Origin of the sequence: Streptomyces sp. NPDC090994 (assembly GCF_044768905.1) — a bacterium.
Lineage (GTDB): Bacteria > Actinomycetota > Actinomycetes > Streptomycetales > Streptomycetaceae > Streptomyces.
Genome location: NZ_JBIVWS010000006.1, coordinates 13,603 through 35,756 on the forward strand (window position 1 = coordinate 13,603; position 22,154 = coordinate 35,756).

Annotated in this window: 14 protein-coding genes, 2 tRNA genes and 1 riboswitch; of the genes, 6 read left to right on the forward strand and 10 right to left on the reverse strand. The window is 71.6% G+C overall.

Annotated features, from left to right (window positions below; genetic code table 11):
- Window positions 1-81: 81 nt before the first annotated feature.
- Window positions 82-888: a tRNA (guanosine(46)-N7)-methyltransferase TrmB gene (trmB, locus tag ACIQR3_RS15065; RefSeq protein ID WP_403538481.1), complete on the forward strand. Its 807-nt coding sequence runs from the start codon at window positions 82-84 to the stop codon at window positions 886-888.
- 37 nt (window positions 889-925) lie between these two features.
- On the forward strand, window positions 926-2,254 hold the full coding sequence (locus tag ACIQR3_RS15070) for a PrsW family intramembrane metalloprotease (RefSeq protein WP_403538484.1): 1,329 nt from the start codon (window positions 926-928) through the stop codon (window positions 2,252-2,254).
- A gap of 72 nt (window positions 2,255-2,326) precedes the next feature.
- Here ACIQR3_RS15070 and ACIQR3_RS15075 read toward each other — a convergent pair whose 3' ends face one another.
- From ACIQR3_RS15075 to ACIQR3_RS15095, 5 genes are all read right to left on the reverse strand, one after another.
- Window positions 2,327-3,373 (reverse strand): M23 family metallopeptidase, encoded by a 1,047-nt coding sequence (locus tag ACIQR3_RS15075; RefSeq protein ID WP_403538486.1) that lies wholly within the window; start codon window positions 3,371-3,373, stop codon window positions 2,327-2,329.
- 12 nt (window positions 3,374-3,385) lie between these two features.
- Window positions 3,386-3,543, reverse strand: a riboswitch (cyclic di-AMP (ydaO/yuaA leader).
- A 235-nt stretch (window positions 3,544-3,778) separates the two neighbouring features.
- Window positions 3,779-5,050 carry a PP2C family protein-serine/threonine phosphatase gene (locus ACIQR3_RS15080; protein ID WP_403538487.1) on the reverse strand — a complete coding sequence of 424 codons (1,272 nt, stop codon included), beginning with the start codon at window positions 5,048-5,050 and terminating at the stop codon, window positions 3,779-3,781.
- Window positions 5,051-5,248: 198 nt separating this feature from the next.
- Window positions 5,249-5,322 (reverse strand) — tRNA-Met (locus tag ACIQR3_RS15085).
- A 51-nt stretch (window positions 5,323-5,373) separates the two neighbouring features.
- Entirely contained in the window at window positions 5,374-6,594 is a 1,221-nt protein-coding gene (locus ACIQR3_RS15090) for an alginate lyase family protein (protein ID WP_403538490.1), read from the reverse strand.
- 84 nt (window positions 6,595-6,678) lie between these two features.
- Window positions 6,679-7,809 carry a dihydrofolate reductase family protein gene (locus ACIQR3_RS15095; RefSeq protein WP_403538492.1) on the reverse strand — a complete coding sequence of 377 codons (1,131 nt, stop codon included), beginning with the start codon at window positions 7,807-7,809 and terminating at the stop codon, window positions 6,679-6,681.
- Between the two features lie 365 nt (window positions 7,810-8,174).
- Between ACIQR3_RS15095 and ACIQR3_RS15100 the strand changes: the two genes are divergently transcribed.
- The 4 genes from ACIQR3_RS15100 (at window position 8,175) to ACIQR3_RS15115 (ending at window position 16,167) form a co-directional block, all read left to right on the forward strand.
- Window positions 8,175-8,702 (forward strand): hypothetical protein, encoded by a 528-nt coding sequence (locus ACIQR3_RS15100; RefSeq protein WP_403538494.1) that lies wholly within the window; start codon window positions 8,175-8,177, stop codon window positions 8,700-8,702.
- 709 nt (window positions 8,703-9,411) lie between these two features.
- Window positions 9,412-9,675 (forward strand): GntR family transcriptional regulator, encoded by a 264-nt coding sequence (locus ACIQR3_RS15105; protein ID WP_403539262.1) that lies wholly within the window; start codon window positions 9,412-9,414, stop codon window positions 9,673-9,675.
- Window positions 9,676-10,827: 1,152 nt separating this feature from the next.
- Window positions 10,828-15,567 (forward strand): DUF6531 domain-containing protein, encoded by a 4,740-nt coding sequence (locus ACIQR3_RS15110; protein ID WP_403538497.1) that lies wholly within the window; start codon window positions 10,828-10,830, stop codon window positions 15,565-15,567.
- 66 nt (window positions 15,568-15,633) lie between these two features.
- Complete coding sequence (locus tag ACIQR3_RS15115) at window positions 15,634-16,167, forward strand: SMI1/KNR4 family protein (protein WP_403538500.1); 534 nt, start codon at window positions 15,634-15,636, stop codon at window positions 16,165-16,167.
- A gap of 373 nt (window positions 16,168-16,540) precedes the next feature.
- Here the strand turns inward: ACIQR3_RS15115 and ACIQR3_RS15120 are convergent.
- The 5 genes from ACIQR3_RS15120 to ACIQR3_RS15140 form a co-directional block, all read right to left on the reverse strand.
- Window positions 16,541-16,613, reverse strand: a tRNA-Lys gene (locus ACIQR3_RS15120).
- A gap of 98 nt (window positions 16,614-16,711) precedes the next feature.
- Window positions 16,712-18,247, reverse strand: coding sequence for an amino acid permease (locus tag ACIQR3_RS15125; RefSeq protein WP_403538502.1), 1,536 nt, complete (start codon window positions 18,245-18,247; stop codon window positions 16,712-16,714).
- A 111-nt stretch (window positions 18,248-18,358) separates the two neighbouring features.
- Entirely contained in the window at window positions 18,359-20,692 is a 2,334-nt protein-coding gene (locus tag ACIQR3_RS15130) for a DEAD/DEAH box helicase (RefSeq protein ID WP_403538504.1), read from the reverse strand.
- Between the two features lie 252 nt (window positions 20,693-20,944).
- Window positions 20,945-21,493, reverse strand: a complete 549-nt coding sequence (locus ACIQR3_RS15135) for a hypothetical protein (RefSeq protein WP_403538507.1) — start codon at window positions 21,491-21,493, stop codon at window positions 20,945-20,947.
- Window positions 21,494-21,718: 225 nt separating this feature from the next.
- Window positions 21,719-22,069: a metallopeptidase family protein gene (locus tag ACIQR3_RS15140; RefSeq protein ID WP_110629035.1), complete on the reverse strand. Its 351-nt coding sequence runs from the start codon at window positions 22,067-22,069 to the stop codon at window positions 21,719-21,721.
- Window positions 22,070-22,154 lie beyond the last annotated feature (85 nt).

The following is a 22,154-nucleotide window of genomic DNA, read 5'->3' on the forward strand; positions in this document are numbered from 1 at the left end:
GCCGACCCGCCCTCGGGCCGACCTGCCGTCGGGCCCGCCCGCCCTCGCCCCGACCCCCGGCCCCGTAATATCGATCCCACTGTGTCTGATTCGCACCCCACCCCCGCAGCTCCCCGGCACCCCCGTCGCAGGGGTGAGCCCCGTTTCCCGGACGGCCCCCGGGCCGATCCCGCCGGTGACCACTTCGAGCGGCGGATCCGCAGCTTCCAGCCCCGGCGCAGCCGGGTCACCGCCGGGCAGGCGGACGCCCTGCGGAGGCTGTGGCCGGTGTGGGGGCTGGACATCGACGGGCAGCGGGTCCTCGACCTCGCCGAACTGTTCGGCGACGACCGCCCCGTGGTCCTGGAGATCGGCTTCGGCATGGGCGAGGCCACCGCCGAGATGGCCGCCGCCGACCCGGGGACCAACGTGCTCGCCGTCGACGTGCACACCCCCGGCCAGGGCCACCTGCTGGCGCTGGCCGAGGAGAAGGGCCTGACCAACGTCCGGGTGGGCAACGGCGACGCGGTCATCCTGCTCGGCGAGATGCTCATCCCGGACTCCCTGTCCGGCCTGCGCGTCTACTTCCCCGACCCCTGGCCCAAGAAGCGGCACCACAAGCGCCGGCTGATCCAGCCGGAGTTCCTGACCCTGGCCGCCTCCCGGCTCCGACCGGGGGCCCTGCTGCACTGCGCCACGGACTGGGAGCCGTACGCCGAGCAGATGCTCGACGTCCTCACCGCGCACCCCGCCTTCGAGAACACCGCGCCCGACGGCGGTTTCGCGCCCCGTCCCGCGCACCGCCCGCTGACCCGTTTCGAGGGCCAGGGACTGGACAAGGGACATGTGGTGAACGACCTGCTCTTCCGCCGCGTACCGCACCAGGACCGACCCCCCACCGGCGCCTGAAGCCAGGGCGGCGCCCCCTCTCGTCAGGATCGATGCCGTGGCCACCAGCTCCCCGTCCCCGCCACCGCCGCCACCCCCGCGGCACTGGTGGCAGCGCCGCTGGGTGCGCTGCGGCGCCCTGACCACGCTGCTCGCGCTCTCCGGTCTGGTCATCCTGGCCCTGGTGCGCGAGCAGACCGGCACCGAGGGGTTCCTGGTCGGCCTCGGCCTCGCCGTGCTGCCGGTCCCGCTGCTGCTCGCCGCCTTCCGCTGGCTGGACCGGGTGGCGCCGGGCCCCTGGCGCAACCTGGTGTTCTGCTTCGCCTGGGGCGCCTGCGCGGCGGCGCTGACCGCCATCGTGGCCAACAGCTTCGCGACCCGCTGGATAGCGACGGCCACCGCCGATCCGGCCGGCGCGGACACCTGGGGCGCCACCGTGATAGCGCCGGTCGTGGAGGAGTCCGCGAAGGCCGCCGCCGTCCTGCTGGTCTTCCTCTTCCGCCGGCACGACGTCACCGGGCTCCTCGACGGCGTGGTCCTGGCCGGCTTCACCGCCACCGGCTTCGCGTTCACCGAGAACATCCTCTACCTGGGCAACGCGTTCGGCACCGACCAGCTCACCGGCGGCAGCGGCATCGCCTCCGTCACCGCGGCGACGTTCTTCGTCCGCGTCGTCATGTCGCCGTTCGCGCACCCGCTGTTCACGGTGCTCACCGGCCTCGGCTTCGGTCTCGCCGCCCTGCGCGGCGACCGCCGCCGGGCCCGGCACGTCCTGCTCCCGCCGGCCGGCCTGCTGCTCGCGATGGGCATGCACGCGCTGTGGAACGGCTCCTCGGCCCTCGGGGAGTACGGCTTCTTCATCGTGTACGCCACGTTCATGGTGCCGGTGTTCGGCCTGCTGACCTGGCTGGCGGTCTGGTCCCGGCAGCGCGAACTGGTCACCGTACGCGCCGAACTGCCCGCCTACGCGGCGGCCGGCTGGCTGGCCCCGGCGGAGCCGTACGCGCTCGGCTCGATGCGGGCCCGGCGCCTCGCCCGTGCCCACGCCCGCCGCCACGCCGGGAAGGAGGCGGCGCGGGCGGTGGCGGAGTACGAGGCGTACGCGACCGAGCTGGCGTTCCTGCGGTACCGGGGCCGGCGCGGCCGGGCGGGCGCCGACTTCGTCGTACGGGAGCGGGCGTTGCTGCACGAGCTGTGGCGCCGCCGGGAGACCGCACGCCCGGCGCTGGCCCACGCGGCACGGGCCACGGCCCCGCCGGTCCCGGTGGCCCCGGTGCCCTGGCCGGTGTTCGGCACGTACGGCACGTACGGGCACCCGGCGCCGGCACCACACCCGTACCAGCCGCCCCCGTACCAGCCGTACGCACCTCACCCGTACCGCCCGTGAACCGGCAGCCCTGACGTCGGGGGGTCGCCGTCAGGACCGCCGGGGATCAGGTGTCCCGGGAAGCGGGACGGCTCAGGGGTTGAGGCCCTTGCTCTGCAGCCAGGCCATCGGGTCGATGCCGGAGGTGGAGCCGTCCGGGTGGACCTCCAGGTGGAGGTGGGCGCCGGTGACGTTGCCGGTGGCGCCGACGCGGCCGATGACGTCGCCGGTGCTGACCTTCTGGCCGACGCTGACGCTGATCGAGGACTGGTGGCAGAACCACACCTCGGTGCCGTCGTCGAGGGTGAGGATCGTGCGGTAGCCGTAGGAGCCGGCCCAGCCCGCCTCGGTGATGGTCCCGGTGTGCACGGCCTTGATGAGCGTGCCGGTGGGGGCGGCGAAGTCGAGGCCGGTGTGGTAGCCGGAGGACCAGTAGGCGCCGGCCTGCCCGAAGGTGGAGGTGATGGTGTACGAGGAGGTCGGCAGCGCGTACTGCTCGGCCAGCTTGGCGAGCCGTGCGGCCTCGGCCTTCTGCGCGGCCTCCGCCGCTGCCTTCTTCTTGGCGGCGGCGGCCTTGGCCTCGGCCTTCTTCTCGGCCTCGGCGGCGGCCGCGGCGGCCTTCTTCTCGGCGGCGGCGGCAGCCTCTTCGGCGGCCTTGGTCTCGACCTGGTTCTGCTGCTGCTCGGCCTGCGCCATGATCCGGGCCCGGAGCGACTCACCGGCGGTGGCGGTGGTCTCCCCGGTGTCGTCGGAGGCGACGGCGGCGATGCTGCTGAGCGGGGTGGCCGACCCCTGGTCCGCCGTGTCCCCGGCGGAGTCGTCGTCCGAGATGATCGAGCCCACGGACGGCAGGTCGGGCATGGAGATCGACACCGGCGGCTTGCCGGTCTGCGCGCTGGCCATGCCGCCGGCGCCCACGGCCGCTATGACACCGACGCCGAGGACGGTGGAGCTGCGGGCCAGTCCGCCGCGCTGCTTGGCGACCCGGTGCTTGCCGCGCACGGGGCGGACGGTGTCGGCGGTGGGGTTCCACTCTTCGAAGGGGCCCTCGTCGGGGCGGAAGGCGCCGTAGCCGAAGGTTGCGGGGTCGTGCTGGTTGGGCACGAACGGGGCCTCGGGGGCAGGCCGGTTGGACGCCACGTGGGCGTGCTCCTTTCCTTCCGTCTCCGCCTACCGGGTTAGCTGACGGGTTCGGAGCGGGAAGGTCTCCTACGCGCGTATACAGGCCGTGTTTCCACGGTCGGATACGCCCGATTCACCCCAAGGTGGTGGTTCCCCGGTTCCCTTACGGGATTCGGCGCGTGCGCACGGAGCCGCCTTCTGTGACGGCTGGGACGACCGCGCTGCGTTATCGAACGTTAATAGAAGCGGGGCGCTGTTTCCAAGCTGTTCTCCTTGATCATTAAGCTTTCCGGCCGGGATCAAGGCCGCACGACCGGCGAAAACGGGGCGAGTTGACCCCGTCTCAGTACACCCGCACCGCGGTCGCCGCCGCCCCGCGAAACTGACCGTGCATCAATTGTTATGCGGAGGGCTCCCACGCCATCACCCTTCGTGACCACAGGCGCCGCCGGACTCGTCGGGGCCGCCCGGATCGGGCCGCCGTACGGCGAGCAGCGCCATGTCGTCCGCCATCCCGCCCCCGGAGTGCCGGCGCACGTCCTCGGCGAGCGTGTCCAGCAGCTCCCCGGGATGCCGGAAGCGCCGGCCGCTGAGCCGCGCCACCGGATCGTAGAACTCGCCCCGGGCGTCCCGGGCCTCGGTCACCCCGTCGGTGTAGAGCAGCAGCGTGGCCCCGGCGGGGAAGGCGGTCTCCTCCGCGCGGTCCGGCCACACGCCCAGTTCCCCCATGCCGAGCGGCAGCGCCGCGTCCCGGGTGTTCAGGGCGCGCAGGCTGCCGTCGGCGTGGCACAGCAGGGGTGGCGGATGCCCGCGGTTGACGACGCGGGCCACCCCGTCGCCGTGCGGGAGTTCAACGAGGACGGCGGTGGTGAACCCCTCGAAGGCGTCCAGGCCCTCGCGCCGGGTGCCCTCGCGGGCCAGTGCCCGCTCCAGCCGCTGCGCCACCGCCTCCAGCGTCGACTCCTGCTCGGCGGCCTCCCGGAACGCCCCGATCACGACGGCGACGGCGGCCACCGCGCCCATCCCCTTGCCCCGCACGTCCCCGACGATCATCCGCACCCCGCGCGGGCTGTCCTGCACCGCGTACAGGTCGCCGCCGATGAAGGCGTCCGCCTGCGCGGCCTCGTAGCAGGCGGCGATCTCGAAGCCGCCGAGCCGTTCGGCGGGCTCGGGCAGCACCGCGCGCTGGGCCGCCTCGGCGATCTCGCGGGCGGTGGCGAGCCGCTCGTCGTTGCGGCGGACCAGGGCGTTGACGAAGACGGCGAGGACCGCGACCACCGCGATGGTGACCAGCTCGGTGATGGAGTCGACCTGGTGGGCGACGCCGAGGCCGATCTGGAGGGCTATGACGACGGCGACGGTGACCGCCCCGGTGAGCACGGTGCCGCGCCGCGAATAGAGCGGGGCGGCGGTCAGGGGCGCGGCGGTGTAGAGGGGGCCGGCGGTGAAGTACCGGGGCGTGAGCAGGTCGTACGTGGCGCCGACGGCGATCAGCAGGAGGGGGAGGAGGCGTACGAGGGTCATCCGGGCGCCGCGCCGCACCCGGCGCCGTCGGCCCCGGGCGGGCGGTACGGGCACCGGGGCGTCGCCGAGGCCCGGGTCGGGCACCGGGTCGCCGGGCAGCCGGCCGCCGGCCCTGGCGTACGGTCCCTCGTCCACGTCACCAGGCCGCACCGCTCGCCTCCCGCCACCCATGTACGTAGCCGCCGCTTGCCGTCCCGCCCGTCCAGGGTTCCCGGAGCGGGGGCGGCCGGCGAGCGGTGGGGGGCCGTCCGGATGAAGGGGAGGCCGGGCCCGAACGCACCGATGGCCGGAGCCCGGACGCACCGATGGCCAGGGCCCGAACGCACCGATGGCCGGGCCCCTCGAAAGGGACCCGGCCATCGGCCTGAGTAGCGGGGACAGGATTTGAACCTGCGACCTCTGGGTTATGAGCCCAGCGAGCTACCGAGCTGCTCCACCCCGCGTCGGTGTGTCACCAGTGTAGACCATGTTCGGGGTGATCAGCACATGTGTGTCTAGCGCCCGGGATTGCGGGCGTGGGTGAGCGTCTCCCAGGAGACGAAGAGGTCGTCGGTGCCGGCCGGGCGGGTGCCGGCGGCGAGCTTGTGCGCGGCGGGGACGGGGACGTCGAGCCGGTTCTCCAGGTGGTTGAGGGCGACCTCCAGGTCGGGCCCCAGGTTCCGCTCGACCTCGCCGCCGCACAGCCAGGCCGGCGCGGTGTCCGCCCGCTGCTGGCGGGCGTGCAGCGCGAGGGCGGCCTTCAGCCGGTCCTTCACCTCGGCGTAGAGGTCGACGCCCTGGTGCCAGGCGGTCTCGGCGATGTGGGCGGTGGCGGCGATGGAGTGGCCGACGTGCGCGAAGTCGCGGCAGGTCTCCTGGGTGACGCCGTCCTTGTACGTCTTCTGCTGGTGCCAGTACGAGACGAGCCGTTCACGGGTGGCGATGCTGCTGCCCGCCGGGGTGAACGGCAGCTTGCCGTCCTTCTCCAGGTAGAAGTAGGCGGGGACGCGGTCGCGGAAGCGGCGCAGGGCGTGGTCGAAGGTCTGGTGGTCGTTCAGGAAGACGGCGGCGGAGATCGCGCCGTCGGTGGCGATCAGGTCCTGGTGGCCGTCGCGGTCGGGGGCCTTCTTCGTGAGCCGGGGCAGGTGGGCGGTGCGCAGCATGTCCTCGAACCGCCGCACCCGGTCGTCCGGCCAGCCGGCGCCCGGCGTGTGCCGGACCAGTTCGGCGGCCCGCGCCCAGGTCGACGCGGTCCACCCGGCCTGGAGCCCGGCGTTCTCCCCGGTGTGCTCCTTGAGCTTCCCGGACCAGGCGTCCATGATCTGCCGGGCCTTCTCCGCGTGGGGCCGCTTCCCGGTGACCGAGAACAGCAGGGCCTGCGTGTACGCGGCGATGGCGTCCTCGCGCTCCTCCTCGCACCCCCGGCCCGCCTTCTTCCCGGCGGGGCAGTGGACCGTCGCGAAGGGCCGCGCCCGGTGCCGGTAGGACCCGTACGTGCTGTCCCGCATGGCCAGGTACGCCGAGAGCCACGGCTGCCGCCCGGCGGTCGTGTTCTTCCGTACGGTGTCCAGCTGGGCCTGGCTGACCAGCACGCCGGGGTGGGTGAACTCCGCGTCGGCGGGCAGCGCCCGCGCCATCGCCCGGCCGGACTCCTGACCGCACCCGGCGCCGGCCACCGCGACCAGGACCGCCGCCACCAGCGCCGCCGCCGCCCGCCTGCGCACCGCTGTCCTCATGCCCACCTCCGCGTCGTCGGTCACTGGCAGCGTGCCGGTGCGGGCGGCGGGGCGCAGGGCGGGTTGGGCCGATCGGCCGTGCGGTCAGCTCAGCAGATGACGGTTGGGCTCCTTGGCGCGGGCCTCGTACTCGGGGAGTACGACGACCTGGGCGCCCTCCGCCGCGAGCACCCCGCTCCCGTCCGCCCCGGTGACGAACGTGTCCGGCTCCCGCCAGGCCGTGACCACCCGGCGGACGCCCGCGTCGAGGATGAGCCGGGCGCAGGGCGCGGGCCGGGAGGCGCGGCGGGCGCAGGGTTCGAGGCTGCTGTAGACGGTGGCGCCGGCGAGCCTCGGATCGGCGCTGCTGATCTTGGCGAGGGCGGCCTCCTCGGCGTGCGCCACGGGGTCGTCCCCCTCCCGTGAGTGTCCGCGCGCCAGCTCGGTGCCGTCGGCGGCGACCACGACCGCGCCGACGCTGAACGCCGTCGTCGAGGGCGGGCACAGCGCCGCCAGCTCGCAGGCGAGGGCGAGCCAGTGCCGGTCGGCGGCGGTGGGGGTGGTGCCGGTGCCGGGCGCGGTGGGCACGTAGCGCATGAGCACGACGTCCTCGATCCGCCGGGTCTCGACCAGGCGGAGGCGTCCGCGCTGGTAGTCGCCGGGACCGAAGAGGCGGGGCGCGGCCGGGTCGCCGACCAGCAGCGGGGCGAGGACGAGCTGGAGTTCGTCGGCGAGGCCGGCGCGCAGGAGTTGCGTGTGGACGGTTCCGCCGCCCTCGACCATGAGCCGGCGTACGCCGTGCCGTTCGTGCAGGTACGCGAGGACGGCGGGCCAGTGGAGGGCGGGCCCGAGCGGGACGACGCCGGCGGCGAGGCGCAGGGCGCGGGCCCGCTCGGCCCCCTGATCCGTGGTGAGGAGGACCTTCTCCCCGCCGGTGTGCCAGAAGGCGGCGGCCGGGTCCAGCTCGCCGGAGCCGCTGACGGCGACCTTCAGGGGGAACTCCGGCTGCCCGGCGGCGAGGCGGGCGGCGCGGCGCTCGGCGGAGTTGACCAGCAGCCGGGGGTTGTCGGCGCGGATCGTGCCGGCGCCGACGAGGATCGCGTCGGCGCGGGCCCGTTCCCCGTCGACGCGGTCGAAGTCGGCCGGGGAGGAGAGCAGCAGGCGGTCGGGGCCCGTGTCGTCCAGGTAGCCGTCGAGGGAGACGGCGGCGGAGAGGAGGACGTACGGACGGGACATCGGGGCGGTCCTTCGGTGCGCTGGGGGACGGCTGGGCTCGGTTCGGTTCGGCTGGGCTGGGCTGGGCTGGGCTCGGTGGCTGGGCTCGGCTCGGCTCGGCGGCGTCCGCTCCGGCACCATCCTCGCCCATCCCCCGCTCACGCCGGGAGCGTCCGGCGACAGTGGGAGGGCACACCGCCCCTGCCCACCCATCCCGGCACCCCATTCCAGAGGGACGACGTCCTGGCAGGTCAGAGGCTGTTCCAGCGTTCCAGCGTCCCTCAGTGACGGGCATCCGTGGCGGCCGGGACGGATCACGGCGCAAGCTGCGGTCAGGTCAGCAACCCGCCGACCGAACAACCGACTTCAGCAGTCTGGAGAATCCGATGCGCTCGCGTCTCGCCACCCGTTCCGCCCGTCTCGTCCTCGCCGCCGCCGCGGCCGCCGTGGCCCTCACCGGCGCCGCGGCCACCGCCGCCGTCGCCGGCACCGGCGCCAGCGCCGCCCCGCGGGTCTGCACGACCAGCGACCTGACCTTCAAGGTCACCGCCGAGACCCAGGCGGGCGGCTACGACCTGGTCACCGCCAAGGCCAAGCGCGGCGTGACCTGCACCCTGGAGGGCCTCTACCCCTCCGCGTCCTACGGCTCCTCCGCCGACACCGCGGTGTCGCCCGCCGAGCAGAGCGTCGGCGAGGACATCGTCCTCTCCGGCTCCAAGGCCGCCTACGCCGGCATCAACCCCAAGACCACGAGCACCGACGGGGGCATCGAGTTCGACCAGATCCACCTGTCCCTCCTGGGCGACGAGCTGAACGCCGTGACCCTCGCCCTCCCGCACACCGTCACGGTCGACCAGCCCGTCGCCACGAACTGGCACGCGGACAAGGCGGACGCGGTGCCGTTCGGGGGCTGACCCCCGTAGTCGCCTGCCCGGGGCCGGGACTGCCCACCCCGGGCAGGCGCATGCCTCTGGACTCCGCGACACGCAGGGCATCGACGAGACACTCGGCAAGTCGAAGCCCTGCGTAGCGGACTTCGGTGACGGGTGAAGCGGGATCGTCCAGCAGAGGCCGCGCCAGACCGAGCACATCGACGGCCGTGGCGAGCTGAACAGCCTCCAGCTCATCGGCGAGCCGGGACAATCGCCCGCCATCGCTGCCCGTCACGAGGTAACAGGGTTTGCCGTCAGGGGACGGCCAGGGGAGGAGGCGGGGCGCCGTCCGCTGGACGCGGTTTCCGTCGTGAGGGAGGTACCGCATCAGGCAGCCGCCTTTCGCCGCGCACGGCTCCCGGGGTCAACAGCCACGAGAAGAGGCCGTACCTGGGTGAACCCGGTGCCGGCCAGAACGGTGACGAGGCCCTGAGGGGAGCGGTGGAGCGGGAGCCGGAGAAGGCGCACCCATAGGAGGGCGCGGCGGATAAAGTCATGCATGTCGACGCTCCAATACAGCGTTGGCCGTGCCCCGGGAGGTCTGATCACCTCGCCGGGGTTTCTCATGCCCGAAGCTACACCGAGACACAGCCCTCTACATACAAGTACAGAGGGATCCACTCGAACGTGCACAGCACCGCATGCGTACGTTGAACAGGTGAGCGACAAAGAGCACTCGCCCCTGGACCCCATGAGCGCACGACCGCTCTACGTCCAACTGGCCGACGTCATCGCGGAGAAGATCAAAACCGGCGAACTCGCGCCGGACCGACCCATCCCGTCGGAGAACCACCTCGCCGAGGATTACGGGGTCGCGCGACTCACCGCCCGGCGTGCCGCACAGGAGCTACGGGAACGAGGACTTGTCGTCACCGTTCGCGGTAAGGGCTCCTTCGTCGTGGAGAGGCCGTTCACGGACTCACCCGAAGGCGAAGGCGGAAACACCGGAGGTTGAGCATCGGTTGAGCAACTCGGTCACTCACTGAGCTGGGGGCCTTCTGTGTGGGCTGTACGGTCACAGCATGATCGAGCTCGACCGGGACGCCATGACGCCGATGTACGTGCAACTGGCCAACGCGCTGCGGGACCGCATCCGGCGTGGTGAGATCCCGGTCGGCCGGCGTCTGCCCTCGCAGTCGGAGCTGGAGGCGGAGACCGGGGGCGTGGTGTCGCGGCGGGACCATCAAGAGCGCCTTGGAGGTCCTGGTCGACGAAGGCCTCGTGCAGGGCGTCCAAGGGAAGGGCGTGTTCGTGATCGCGATGCCCGGGACGCCTGCGGACACGTAGGGACGTCGGACGGGACGCTGTTGATCGGGTCGCCGCGCTCGTCCCGTGGCCCGGAACGTCGTGCCGAACGGGCCAGCTGGGGGCCAGCAGTGGGTCGGCAGACGATCACGAGGCGCTCCGAAACGGACAGGACCCCAGATCAGTCAGCGCTGAACTGGGGTCCTCCTGGTAGGCCCTGTGGGACTCGAACCCACAACCAATGGATTAAAAGTCCTGGCTGGATCTTGCCGAGTGGTTTCGGATGCTTCACCGGCGTCCGGAACCGCCTGGTCAGGGCAGGTACAGCCTTATGCTCAGTCCACGACGTGATGGCCTATGCCACGTCATCCGCTCACGCATCGCTCACGCACATCAGACGGCTGAGCAGAGGTTTTCGGGCGACAAGAGGACGATGCGTTCGCCGAAGCCTGAAGGCCTCGGAGTCGGATCCCGTCGAGGTACCGCCCCGTGTCGGGTGTCCCGCGTCCACCCCTGCCCGATGACGCACTCACGTTGTCCCTCAGCACGACGAACTTGGACGTGGGACCACGGAACGGGCCGACGAGTAGGGGCTGTGTGTCTCCGCAGCGAACGGCGACTTCCAAGTAATCCGTGAGCCCCCCACCCAAATACCTCTGACAGCGCCCGTTCTCGCTGCGGCTGTCTAGCTGCCGGATTGGTTCGCGTCCTGAGGCAGGGCGTAGGTCCGCGGCGCCCAGGGCTCGCCCTCCGCGTCACGGAGACATGACTGGCATGTGCTCCCTGAAGCTAGGGTGACGACGACACGGGCATCGAACTGGTGCTCGCGAATTGGCGCTGAGTTCAAGGGAGTTCGCGGGGGATGGGCTACGTCCTGCCAGGCTGGATGGACGAGATCCTGGACTTCATCGGGATCAACTGGCCGAATGTCGACGAGGACGACTACCGCGAGATGGCCGATGCCATGCGGGAGTTCGCCGACAACTTCGAGGGGCACGGCGCGGAGGCGCACGCGGCGGTCAGCCGAGTCCTGGCTTCCAGCGAGGGCGCCGCGGTCGACGCTCTACAAGAACACTGGGGCATGGTGAGGTCCGGGCACCTGGAGAAGGTGCCCGAGATCGCCCGCCTCTTCGCGGATGCCTGCGATGTCGTCGCCGACATCATCTACGGGATGAAGACCAAGGCCGAGATCGAACTCGGCGTCATGGCCGCCTCCATCGGCATCAGCCTGGGCCTCGCGGTCGTGACCGGCGGACTGTCCGCGCTCATCGGCGCCGCGGAAGTCACCGCGATGCGACAGCTGATCAAACGCATCATCGACGAGGCGGCCGACCGTATCGTCGAGGAACTCCTCGCCCGGGTCACCGAGCCGATCACCGGCAAACTCGAGCAGATGGCCGAGGACGTCGTCCTCGATCTCACTGACGACATCCTCAAACTGCCGCCCGGCACCGGGGGTTCAGGGGACGGCGGTGGGAACGACGGAGGGCGCCACACCGGCATGAACCTCGCCTCCGCAGGCAGCTCTTCGGGTTCCGGAGGCGGTGGTGGAGGCGGTGGCCGCGTCTTCATCGACCACGACGAGTACGAGAACGGCGCGGGCAAACTGTCCCGCCACGGCGAGGGCATAAGCACCGAGTCGCTCGGCTCGCTGGGCCGGGCCAAGGATGCCTTCGGCCGCACCCGGGGCCGCGATCCCTTCACCCAGGCCTTCGACTCCGTCCTGGACGGCGCCCTCAACGGCGCCGAGAAGGCCATGAAGAAGGTCGGCAAGCACCTCACGGAGAACGTGCCCGGTGGACTGCGCACCACCTCCCGCAACCACCGCCAGAACGACAGCGACGTCTCCGACAGGCTCAAGGCGCTCACCAAGGGCGAGTCGGACGGACCCCGGGTGCCGGGCGCCGGCGGGAAAGGCGGCGGGAAAGGCAAGAGTCCGGACCCGCTGAACGGTGCACGCAACGACCCGCGCCACCACGGTGTCGAACCGGACAAGCGGGTCTGCCGCACCGACCCGGTCGACGTGGCCAGCGGTCAGATGCTGCTGGAACAGACGGACCTGGACCTTCCGGGTGTGCTGCCTCTGGTGCTCAGGCGCACCCATCTGTCCGACTACACCTACGGCACGTGGTTCGGCCGCTCGTGGGCCTCGACCCTGGACGAGCGCATCGAGGTCGACATCCGCAACCAGGCCACATGGGCGCGCGAGGACGGCACCGTCCTCGTCTACGACCGGCTGCCCACCCCGCAGGAACCCGAGATCCTACCTCTGGAAGGCCCGCGCATCCCGCTGCGCCGAATATCCGAGATGGGCGCCCGGCACATAGAGTGCGCGGCGACCGACCCACGGACGGGCTGGACACGCTACTTCACCAAGCCGGGCGGCAACGGCTGGCAGCTCTGGCTGACAGCCATGGAAGACCGCAACGGGAACCAGATCGACATCCACCGCGACGGCACCGGGCAACCGATCGCCGTCAGCCACAGCGGCGGCTACGACGTCAAGGTCTCCGGTGACCGTGCCCGGGGACGCGTCACCGCTCTCGCGCTCCGTGCCCGTGACGGCGGCGAAGCCGCCCTCCCCGTCGTCGAGTTCGGCTACGACGGCCGGGGCGACCTCACCGAGGTCATCAACTCCTCCGGGTCGCCCCTGCGCTTCACCTACGACGAGCAGGGCCACATCACCTCGTGGACCGACCGGAACGAGTCCACGTACCGCTACATGTACGACACGGCCGGTCGCGTCGTGCAGACCGTCGGCCCGGACGGCTTCCAGTCCAGTACCTTCGCCTACGACCTCGACAACCGGACGACTCGCTGGACCAACGCCCTTGGGGCGGTCACCGAGTTCCGGCTCAACGAGCGCGGTCAGATCATCGGCGAGACGGACCCGCTCGGGCACACCACGGTCCAGCGGTTCGACGGCCGCGACCAGTTGCTCTCGCGCACCGACCCCCTCGGCCGTACGACCGGCTTCGAGTGGGACGAGCACGGCAACCTCGTCACGGTCGAGCACTGCGACGGCCGGCGGACGCACGTCGCCTACAACGACCTCCACCAGCCGGTCACCATCGTGGAACCCGGCGGAGCGCGCCTGGCGTACGCCTACGACGCGCGCGGCAACCGCACCGCCGTCACCAACCCCGCCGGCCTCGGGACACGCCAGTCGTACGACGAGTCCGGCGGCATCGCGTCGGTGACGAACTCCCTCGGCGAGACGGTCACGGTGCGCTGCGACCGCGCCGGGCTCCCCATCGAGCTCATCGACCCGCTGGGCGTCCCCACGCGTTACGAACGGGATCTCTTCGGCCGACCCGCCGCGATCGTGGGGCCCGACGGGCAGACGACACGCCTGGAGTGGAACCCCGAGGGCAAGCTGCTCAGCCGCACCAACCCGGACGGCAGTACGGAGTCCTGGTCGTACGACGGCGAGGGCAACTGCACCAGCCACACCGACCCCAACGGCGGCACATCGCGCTACGAGTACACGCACTTCGACGTCATGTCGGCGCGCACCGGACCGGACGGAGTGCGCTACGACTTCGAGTACGACACAGAGCTACGACTGCGGAAGGTCACAAACCCCCAGGGCCTGACCTGGACCTACCAGTTCGACGCGGCAGGACGCCTCACCGCCGAGACGGACTTCGACGGTCACACGCTTGCCTACACCCTGGACGCCGCGGGGCAGCTCACCGCCCGCACCCTGCCCTCCGGCAGCATCGTCCGCTACGAACGGGACATCCTGGGCCGCACGGTCCGCAAGGAGATCGACGGCCACAGCGTCACCTACGCTTATGACACCTTGGGAGAACTCGCCCAGGCAGCCACCACCGACTGCACCGTCACCTTCCAGCGCGATGCCGCGGGCCGCGTCATCGCCGAGTCGGTCGACGGCCGCACACTCGCCTCGGAGTACGACGCTCTCGGCAGACGAACCCGGCGCACCACGCCCACCGGCGCCGTCAGCCACTACCGCTACGACGCGGCGGGCAACCGCAGCGAGCTCTCCACTTTCGGCAGGACCCTCGCGTCCTCGCACGACACCGCTGGTCGGGAGATCACACGCCACCTCGGCTCCCGCGTCGCCCTCGGCATCGCGTACGACGAGCTCGGCCGCATCAGCACGCAGTCACTGCAGCGAAGCGGCGGTGAGCAGATCTGGCAGCGCGCCTACAGCTACCGCCCCGACGGGCACGTCACAGCGATCGACGACGCCCGCGAGGGACGGCGCCGCCTGGACCTCGACACCGTCGGCCGCGTCACCTCCGTACAGGCGGGCAACTGGAGCGAGACCTACGCCTACGACGAGGCCGGCAACCAGACCGCCGCACAGTGGCAGGGCACCGGCCACCGCCAGGAAGCAGACGGCGACCGCGAGTACCAGGGCACGCGCATCACCCGCGCCGGCGCCATCCGTTACGAGTACGACTCCTCGGGCCGCGTCGTCCTGCGCCAGAAGACCCGGCTGTCGCGCAAGCCGGACACCTGGCGCTACACCTGGGACGCGGAGGACCGCCTCACCTCCGTCACCACCCCCGACGGCACCCTGTGGCGCTACCTCTACGACCCGCTCGGCAGACGCCTGGCCAAGCAGCGCATGGCCGCCGACCAGACCACCGTCGTCGAGGAAACACGGTTCACCTGGGACGGCACCACCCTCGTCGAGCAGACCAGCAACATCCCCGACGCCCCTGAGGCGATCTGCCTCACGTGGGAGCACGACGGGGTGACTCCGGTCTCCCAGGCCGAGCGCAGGATCCACGCGAACGCCCCGCAGCACGTCGTCGACCAGCGCTTCTTCGCGATCATCAGCGACGTCGTCGGCACCCCGACCGAACTCGTCGACGACGAGGGCCGCACAGCCTGGCGAGCCCGCAGCACCCTGTGGGGGATCACCGGCTGGGACAGCGGGGCGACCGCCTACACACCGCTGCGCTTCCCCGGCCAGTACTTCGATCCCGAGACACAACTCCACTACAACTACTTCCGTCACTACGACCCGGAAGTCGCCCGCTACGTCACTCCGGACCCCCTGGGTCTGGCGCCGGCACCCAACCCGTTCGCGTACGTGGCCAACCCGCTCACGTGGATCGACCCGCTGGGGCTCGCTCCGCAGTCGTGCCGCAAGAACGAACCGAACGACCCCAGCTGGGGCGGCCGGGTCGTCTACAGCCGCGACAACGGCCGCCCGGGAGCCATGCACGCCACGCTCGGCAAGGACATGATGGGCGCCAACCCCACCGACCCGCACGGGGATCCGCCGGGTTGGGAGAAGGACAAGGGGTACAACCGCGCGCACCTGCTCGGCGCGCAGCTCGGCGGGTCGAACTTCGATGCCCGGAACTTCGTCACGATGCACGCGTACGCGAACTCGCCGGTCATGCGGCACATCGAGAACCAGGTGCGAGCCGCCGTGGAGAAGGGGGAGATCATCCAGTACAGCGTGACCCCCGTCTACGACGGCGCGAACAAGATTCCTCTCGGGGTGCGGGTCGACGCCTACGGCAACAACGGCTTCCAGTTCACCGAGCACCGGAGCACGGGCAACACCGAAGCCACGAACTCGTCCTTCATCCCCAACAAGAAGCGCGGCACCTGACCTGCGGCACGGGCATGACCTCACGCGTGATAGAGCAGGACCAACAGATCCCCGGAGGGAGATTCCATGAACGCCGCACTCGCCCGCCTCACGCAGATCATCGCGCCGCCGTCCGAGCCCGGGAACACGGACTGGGACGCGGCACAGGGGCAGCTCGGTGTCGTCCTACCCACGGACTACAAGGACCTGATCAGCACCTACGGCGGAAGCAACTGGGACGACTACCTCTACCTCCTTCAGCCGGGCTGCCCGAACGACAACTACGACCTCATCGAGTGGGAGGACCAGCAGACCGAGGCGCTGGAAGGGCTCTGGGAGTTCGAGAAGAAGCCGGACGAACTGGCGGATGCCGGGAGCCGGGTCATTCCCTGGGCCACCACCGACAACGGTGAGTGCCTCTACTGGCTCGTCCGGGCAGACCAGGATCCCGACCAGTGGACGGTCATGGTGAACGAGGCCCGCGGCGACCGCTGGGAGCACTACTCGATGAACTGCACCGAGTTCCTCGTCGCCGTGCTCGAAGGAGACGTTCAGTCCTCCGTGCTCTCCTCGCGATTCCCGCTCGCCGAGCACGAATTCCGGCAACTGGTGGCTGTCTGAGCGGTTCTTGCGGCGCAAACGCGATCAGACTCCGTATCTCACGGCGTCCTTGCCACAGGGCTGCAGGCAAGACCTGCCGGGGCCGCCGTGCCGAGGTGACATGTGACGGCCCTGGAGTGCCATGCATCGCGGCTGCCGGGCCGGACAGCTCGGTGTGCATGAGGCACCAGGGGCCGTGTCCACTGGCGCGGTCGCCGCTGTGTCGCGCTCGTCCGGCAGCCACCGAATCCTTCTCTCCAGCCGCTCCCGGTCCCCAGACCACGAGCACATCCGCTCACGCACGGGCCCGAAAACGAGCCAGCGCCCGAGCCAGCCGAAGCCGACCCGGACGCTGCGCAGCAGGTCAGAGGCCATATCCCCCGACCACCACCGGTAGGCCCTGTGGGACTCGAACCCACAACCAATGGATTAAAAGTCCACTGCTCTGCCAATTGAGCTAAGGGCCCAGGCGATGTCGCCTCCCCGAGCATAGCCCCACGTGGCCGCCGAGCCGATCGGGTATCGGGGACACGGCCACGTCGGGGGCGCGCCGAGGGGGGAGTTGTCAGGGATCTACCGGCTCGGGGGCGTTCGCGCGAGCGGCCGCGCGGGACCGGGTGCGTTCGTGGTCCGGGTTGAGGAACCAGTGCCGGGCCGAGGCGAACCACCAGGTCGCCGAGGAGCCCAGGACGACCAGGACGGCGACCGGGGCGTAGTTGAAGGTCTCCCAGGTGACCGGGGAGACCTGGGGCAGCATGAAGAGGATCGTGATGACGGCAACCCACGTCACCGCGGCCATACCGATCGGCTGGGACCAGCGGCCCAGGTGCCACGGGCCGCGTTCGAAAGCGGCGCCCTTGCGGACGCGCAGCAGGGTCGGGACGACGTAGGCGATGTAGAGGCCGATGACGGCGATGGAGGTCACCGCGGCGTAGGCGGTGACGTTGATCAGGTACGGCAGGCCGAGCGCCAGCGCGGCCAGGGCGGCGAGCCACACCGCCGCCACCGGGGTGCGGGTGCGGGGGCTGACGGTGTGCCAGACGTGCGAGAAGGGCAGCGCGCCGTCGCGGGAGAAGGCGTAGATCATGCGGCTGTTGGCGGTCACGGACGCCATGCCGCAGAAGAGCTGCGCGCCGATCACGACGAGGAGGAGCAGTTTCCCGGCGGTCGCGCCCAGCGCGTCCAGGAGGATCTGGGCGGGCGGGGCGCCGGTCGGGGAGGTCAGGGCCCCCTCGTAGGACTGGATGGCGAAGGTGAAGCCGAGGAGGAGGACGAAGCCGGCGATCCAGGAGGTCCAGATGGAGCGGACGATGCCCTTCGGACCGGCCGTCGCCGCGTCCCGGGTCTCCTCCGTCATGTGGGCGGAGGCGTCGTAGCCGGTGAAGGTGTACTGGGCCATCAGGAGGCCCAGGAGGACGACGTACGGGCCGCTGCCCCAGCCCGTGTTGTTGACGAACTCGCCGAAGACGAAGGACGCCGGCTGGTGGTGGTCGGGGGCGAAGGTCAGCGCGCCGACGATCACCGCCACGCCGGCCACGTGCCACCACACGCTGACGCTGTTGAGCAGGCCGACGATGCGGACGCCGAAGGTGTTCAGCAGGCCGTGCAGGATCAGGATCGCGGCGAAGAGGAGGATCGTGCGGCCCGGCGTCACCTCGAAGCCGAACTGGAGGTTCAGGTAGGCGCCCAGGAAGGACGCCGCGCCGAAGTCGATGCCGGCCGTCACCGCCACCTGGCCGAGCACGTTGAACCAGCCCGTGAACCACGCCCAGGCCGCGGCCGTACGCGGTGGCGCGAGGCGGTGGGCCCAGAAGTACAGGCCGGCCGAGGTCGGGTACGCCGAGCAGATCTCGGCCATCGCCAGGCCCACGAGGAGGGTCATCAGGCCTACGGCGACCCAGCCCCAGGTGATGACGGCGGGGCCGCCGGTGTTCATGCCGAAGAGGTAGAGGGTCAGGCAGCCGGACAGGACCGAGATGATCGTGAAGGAGACCGCGTAGTTGGAGAACGCCGACATGCGGCGGGCCAGGACCTGGGTGTAGCCGAGCTGGGCCAGCCGTTCCTCGTCCGACGGACCGTTCGCCCGGGCGTCATCTGTCATGACCCCAGCGATTCCCAACCGGCGAGGGTGACATGCGCCACAAGGGCGTACGAAAACGCCGTGGCCCCCACCGGTGTCGGTGGGGGCCACGGCGCTCAGTGCGGGTGTGCGTCAGCCGTTGCGCTTCCAGCGCGGCTTGTCGTCACGGCGGCCGAAGGACGAACCCCGGTGGTCGTCACGGCGGCCGAAGGGACGGTCGTTGCCGCCCGAGCGGAAGCCGGGGCGGTCGCCCTGGCGGTCACGGTTGAACGGACGGTCGCTGCCGCGGTGGCCGCCACGGTCGTCGCGGCGGAAGCCGCCACGGTCGCCGTCACGACGGTCGAAGGAACGTCCGCCGCGGTCGCCGTCACGGCGGTCGGTGCGGTCGTCGCGACGGTCGTCACGGCGGAAGCCGCCACGGTCGTCACGGCGCTCGAACGAACGCCCACCACGGTCGTCCCGACGGTCGTCACGGCGGTCGGTGCGGTCACCACGGTCGTCGCGGCGGAAGCCGCCACGGTCGCCGTCACGACGGTCATCGCGACGGAAGCCGCCACGGTCGTCACGGCGCTCGAACGAACGCCCACCACGGTCGTCCCGACGGTCGTCCCGACGGTCGGTGCGGTCGTTGCGGTCGTCGCGGCGGAAGCCGCCACGGTCGCCGTCACGACGGTCATCGCGACGGAAACCACCACGGTCGTCACGGCGCTCGAACGAACGCCCACCACGGTCGTCCCGACGGTCGTCCCGACGGTCGGTGCGGTCACCACGGTCGTCACGGCGGAAGCCGCCACGGTCGTCGCGCCGCTCACGCCGCTCGTACGGCGCCGGGCCGGACTCGGCCCGGTCGATCCGCTCGACGTCACGCGCCACCGGCTGCTCCGGCAGCGAGATCCCGGCGTTCCCGGCGTTCTCGGCGGACTCGCCGGTCCCGGCCGTGGCCGCCGCCTCGGCGACCGCCGCCGCGGGGTCCTCGCCGCGCTCGCGGGCGACCCGGGCGACGAGGCGGTCGGCCTCCTCGCGCAGCTCGTTCGCGCGCCGCTGCGCCCGCTCCAGCTCCTTGGTGAGCTGGGCGACCTCGCGCTCGGCCTGCTGAGCGGCGTTGCCCGCCGACTCCGCCTGCACCTCGGTCATCGAACGGGCGCCGGTGATCTCGGCGACCTCGGGGTCGAAGGCCGCGCCGCCCTGGATGATGTGACGCCCGGCGTCGACGCCCGCGTCCTCCATCAGCCGGAAGATCTGCCGGCGCTGGTGCGGCAGGGAGAGGGAGACGACCGTGCCAGTGCGGCCCGCGCGGGCGGTACGGCCGGCCCGGTGCAGGTAGTCCTTGTGGTCACCGGCCGGGTCCACGTTGAGGACCAGGTCGATGCCGTCGACGTGGATGCCGCGCGCGGCGACGTCGGTGGCGACGAGGACGTTGACGTAGCCGTCCTTGAAGTCGGCCAGCGTCCGGGTACGGGCGCCCTGGGTCATGCCGCCGTGCAGCGCGTCGGCCTTCACACCGGCGTCCCGCAGCTGCTCGGCGACGCGGTCGGCGCCGAGCTGGGTGCGGACGAAGATGATGGTGCGGCCCTTGCGGGAGGCGATGGCCGCGGTGACCGGCGCCTTGTCCTTGGGCTTCACGACCAGGATGTGGTGCGACATGGTCGTCACCGCGCCCTGCGCCGCGTCGACCTCGTGGGTCGCCGGGTTCTTCAGGTACCGGTCGACCAGGGTCTTGATCTCGTTCTCCATGGTGGCGGAGAAGAGCATCCGCTGACCGCCGGCCGGGACCTGGTCGAGCAGCTCGGTGACCTCGGGCAGGAAGCCCAGGTCGGACATCTGGTCGGCCTCGTCGAGGACGGTGATCTGGACGTTCTCCAGGGAGCAGGCGCCGCGGTTGATGATGTCCCGCAGGCGGCCCGGGGTGGCGACGAGGACGTCGACGCCGCGCTCCAAGGCGTAGATCTGGTTGCCCATGGAGGTGCCGCCGCAGACGACCTTCATCTTCAGGCCGAGGACGTCGCCGTACGGCTGGAGCGCGTCGGCGACCTGCATGGCCAGCTCACGGGTGGGCGTCAGGATGACGGCCCGCGGCTTGTGCTTCTCGGTGCGGCCGCCGGCCAGCGTGGCCAGGGTCGGCAGACCGAAGGAGAGGGTCTTGCCGGAGCCGGTGCGGCCGCGGCCGAGGATGTCCTTGCCGGCCAGGGCGTCCGGGATGGTCGCGGCCTGGATCGGGAAGGGGCTGGTCACGCCGTTCTGCGCGAGCTTGCGCACGACGCCCTCGGGCAGACCGAGGTCCGCGAAGGTGGGCCCGGCGGGCTGGGTGGGCTCCGAGGACTCGGGGGCCTCGGGGGCCTCGGCGGCCTCAGCCTCAGGGGCCTCCGTGACCTCGACGGTCTCAGCGGTCTCCACGGCGGGGTGGGTGTCCTCGGTGCCTTCGGTGTTCTCGGGCACGACGACGTGATCAGTACTGGTGATGGACATGCGAATGCGAAACCTTCCGGAGTCTCGTCGGCACGCGCCCGTCAACTCCGTGATTCGCGATTCGCAATACGACCGCCTCAATGCGGTCCACCACGGCAAGGGAGAGAGTACGCGCCACACGGCGCGCTCTGCGTTGGCGCCGGGCAAATGGGATCAAACGATCTACCACCATACGCACCCCACCCCCCTGAAGGCAAACCGACCCCCGCACACTGCCCTGACCAGCACCTTCGCACCGGCCCTCGCACCCGGTCAGGCCGGTGCCCCGGCCTGGGGCGCCGGTTCCCGCTGCTCCAGCTGGGGCCCCGGCGGCTCGTGTGCCGACGACGACGGCTCGGCCACCGTCGGTTCCGGCGTCGGGGAGGCGGGCGGTTCGCCGGGCGGCGTCGGATCGGGCTCGGCGCTGCGGGTGGGCTCCGGGTCGGCGGGCCGGGGCGGCGTCGGCCCGTCCTGCTCGTCGCGCGCCGGGGCGGACCCGTCGGCCGGCTCCCGCGGCTCGGCGGAGGCGCCCTCGCCCTTCTCGCCCTTGCCCTTCCCGTCCTTCTTGCCGTCCTTCTTCCCGCCCTTGCCCTTCTCCTTGCCGTGGCCGGGCCGGTCGTCGCCCGCCGCGGCACCGGCGCCGGCGCCACCGCCCGGCGCCCGCGAGCCGCCGTCGGGAGCCTCGGCGCCCCGTTCTCCCACGGAGCGCGAGGGCCTGCCGCTCCCGTCCGGCTCGTCCCCGCCCACGCTCATGCAGCCTGCGGCGGCGGCGACGGCCACGGCCGTGGCCGCCAGACGGACGGGTACGTACAAGGGGCGCACGGGCAGCCACCTCCGGGGTGTCAGGGGGTCTCCGTGCCCAACTCCCGCCGCGCGCAAGAAGACACGCGCCCCGCGCGCCCGGCCCGGACGACACACCCGAACATCCGCCCGCCCGCCCCCCCCGTACGCCCGTACCCGTCCGGGACCGTCACCGCATCCGCCGGGGGACCACCACCCGCACCCGCATCCACCAGGGGACCGTCACCCGCAGCCGCCGGGGAACCGTCACCCGTACCCCAGCGCGTGCAGCCGCGCGTCGTCGATGCCGAAGTGGTGTGCGATCTCGTGCACGACGGTCACCTCGGTCTCCGCGACCACGTCCTCCCGCGTCTCGCACATCCGCAGCGTCGGCCCCCGGTAGATCGTGATCCGGTCCGGCAGCACCCCCGCGTACCACTCCCCCCGCTCGGTCAGCGGCGTCCCCTCGTAGAGCCCGAGCAGCTCGGGATCGTCCGCCGGCGGCTCGTCCTCCACGAACACCGCGACGTTGTCCATCAGCCGCGTCAGCTCCGGCGGGATCCGGTCCAGCGCCTCGGCGACCAGTTCCTCGAACTCCTCGCGCGTCATCTCCAGCACAGCCCCATTGTCCGGTACGGCTGTCGCGTACGACACAGCCGCGCGGGAGCCGCACGGTGCTCGCATATCCCCCGGGGGACGTGGG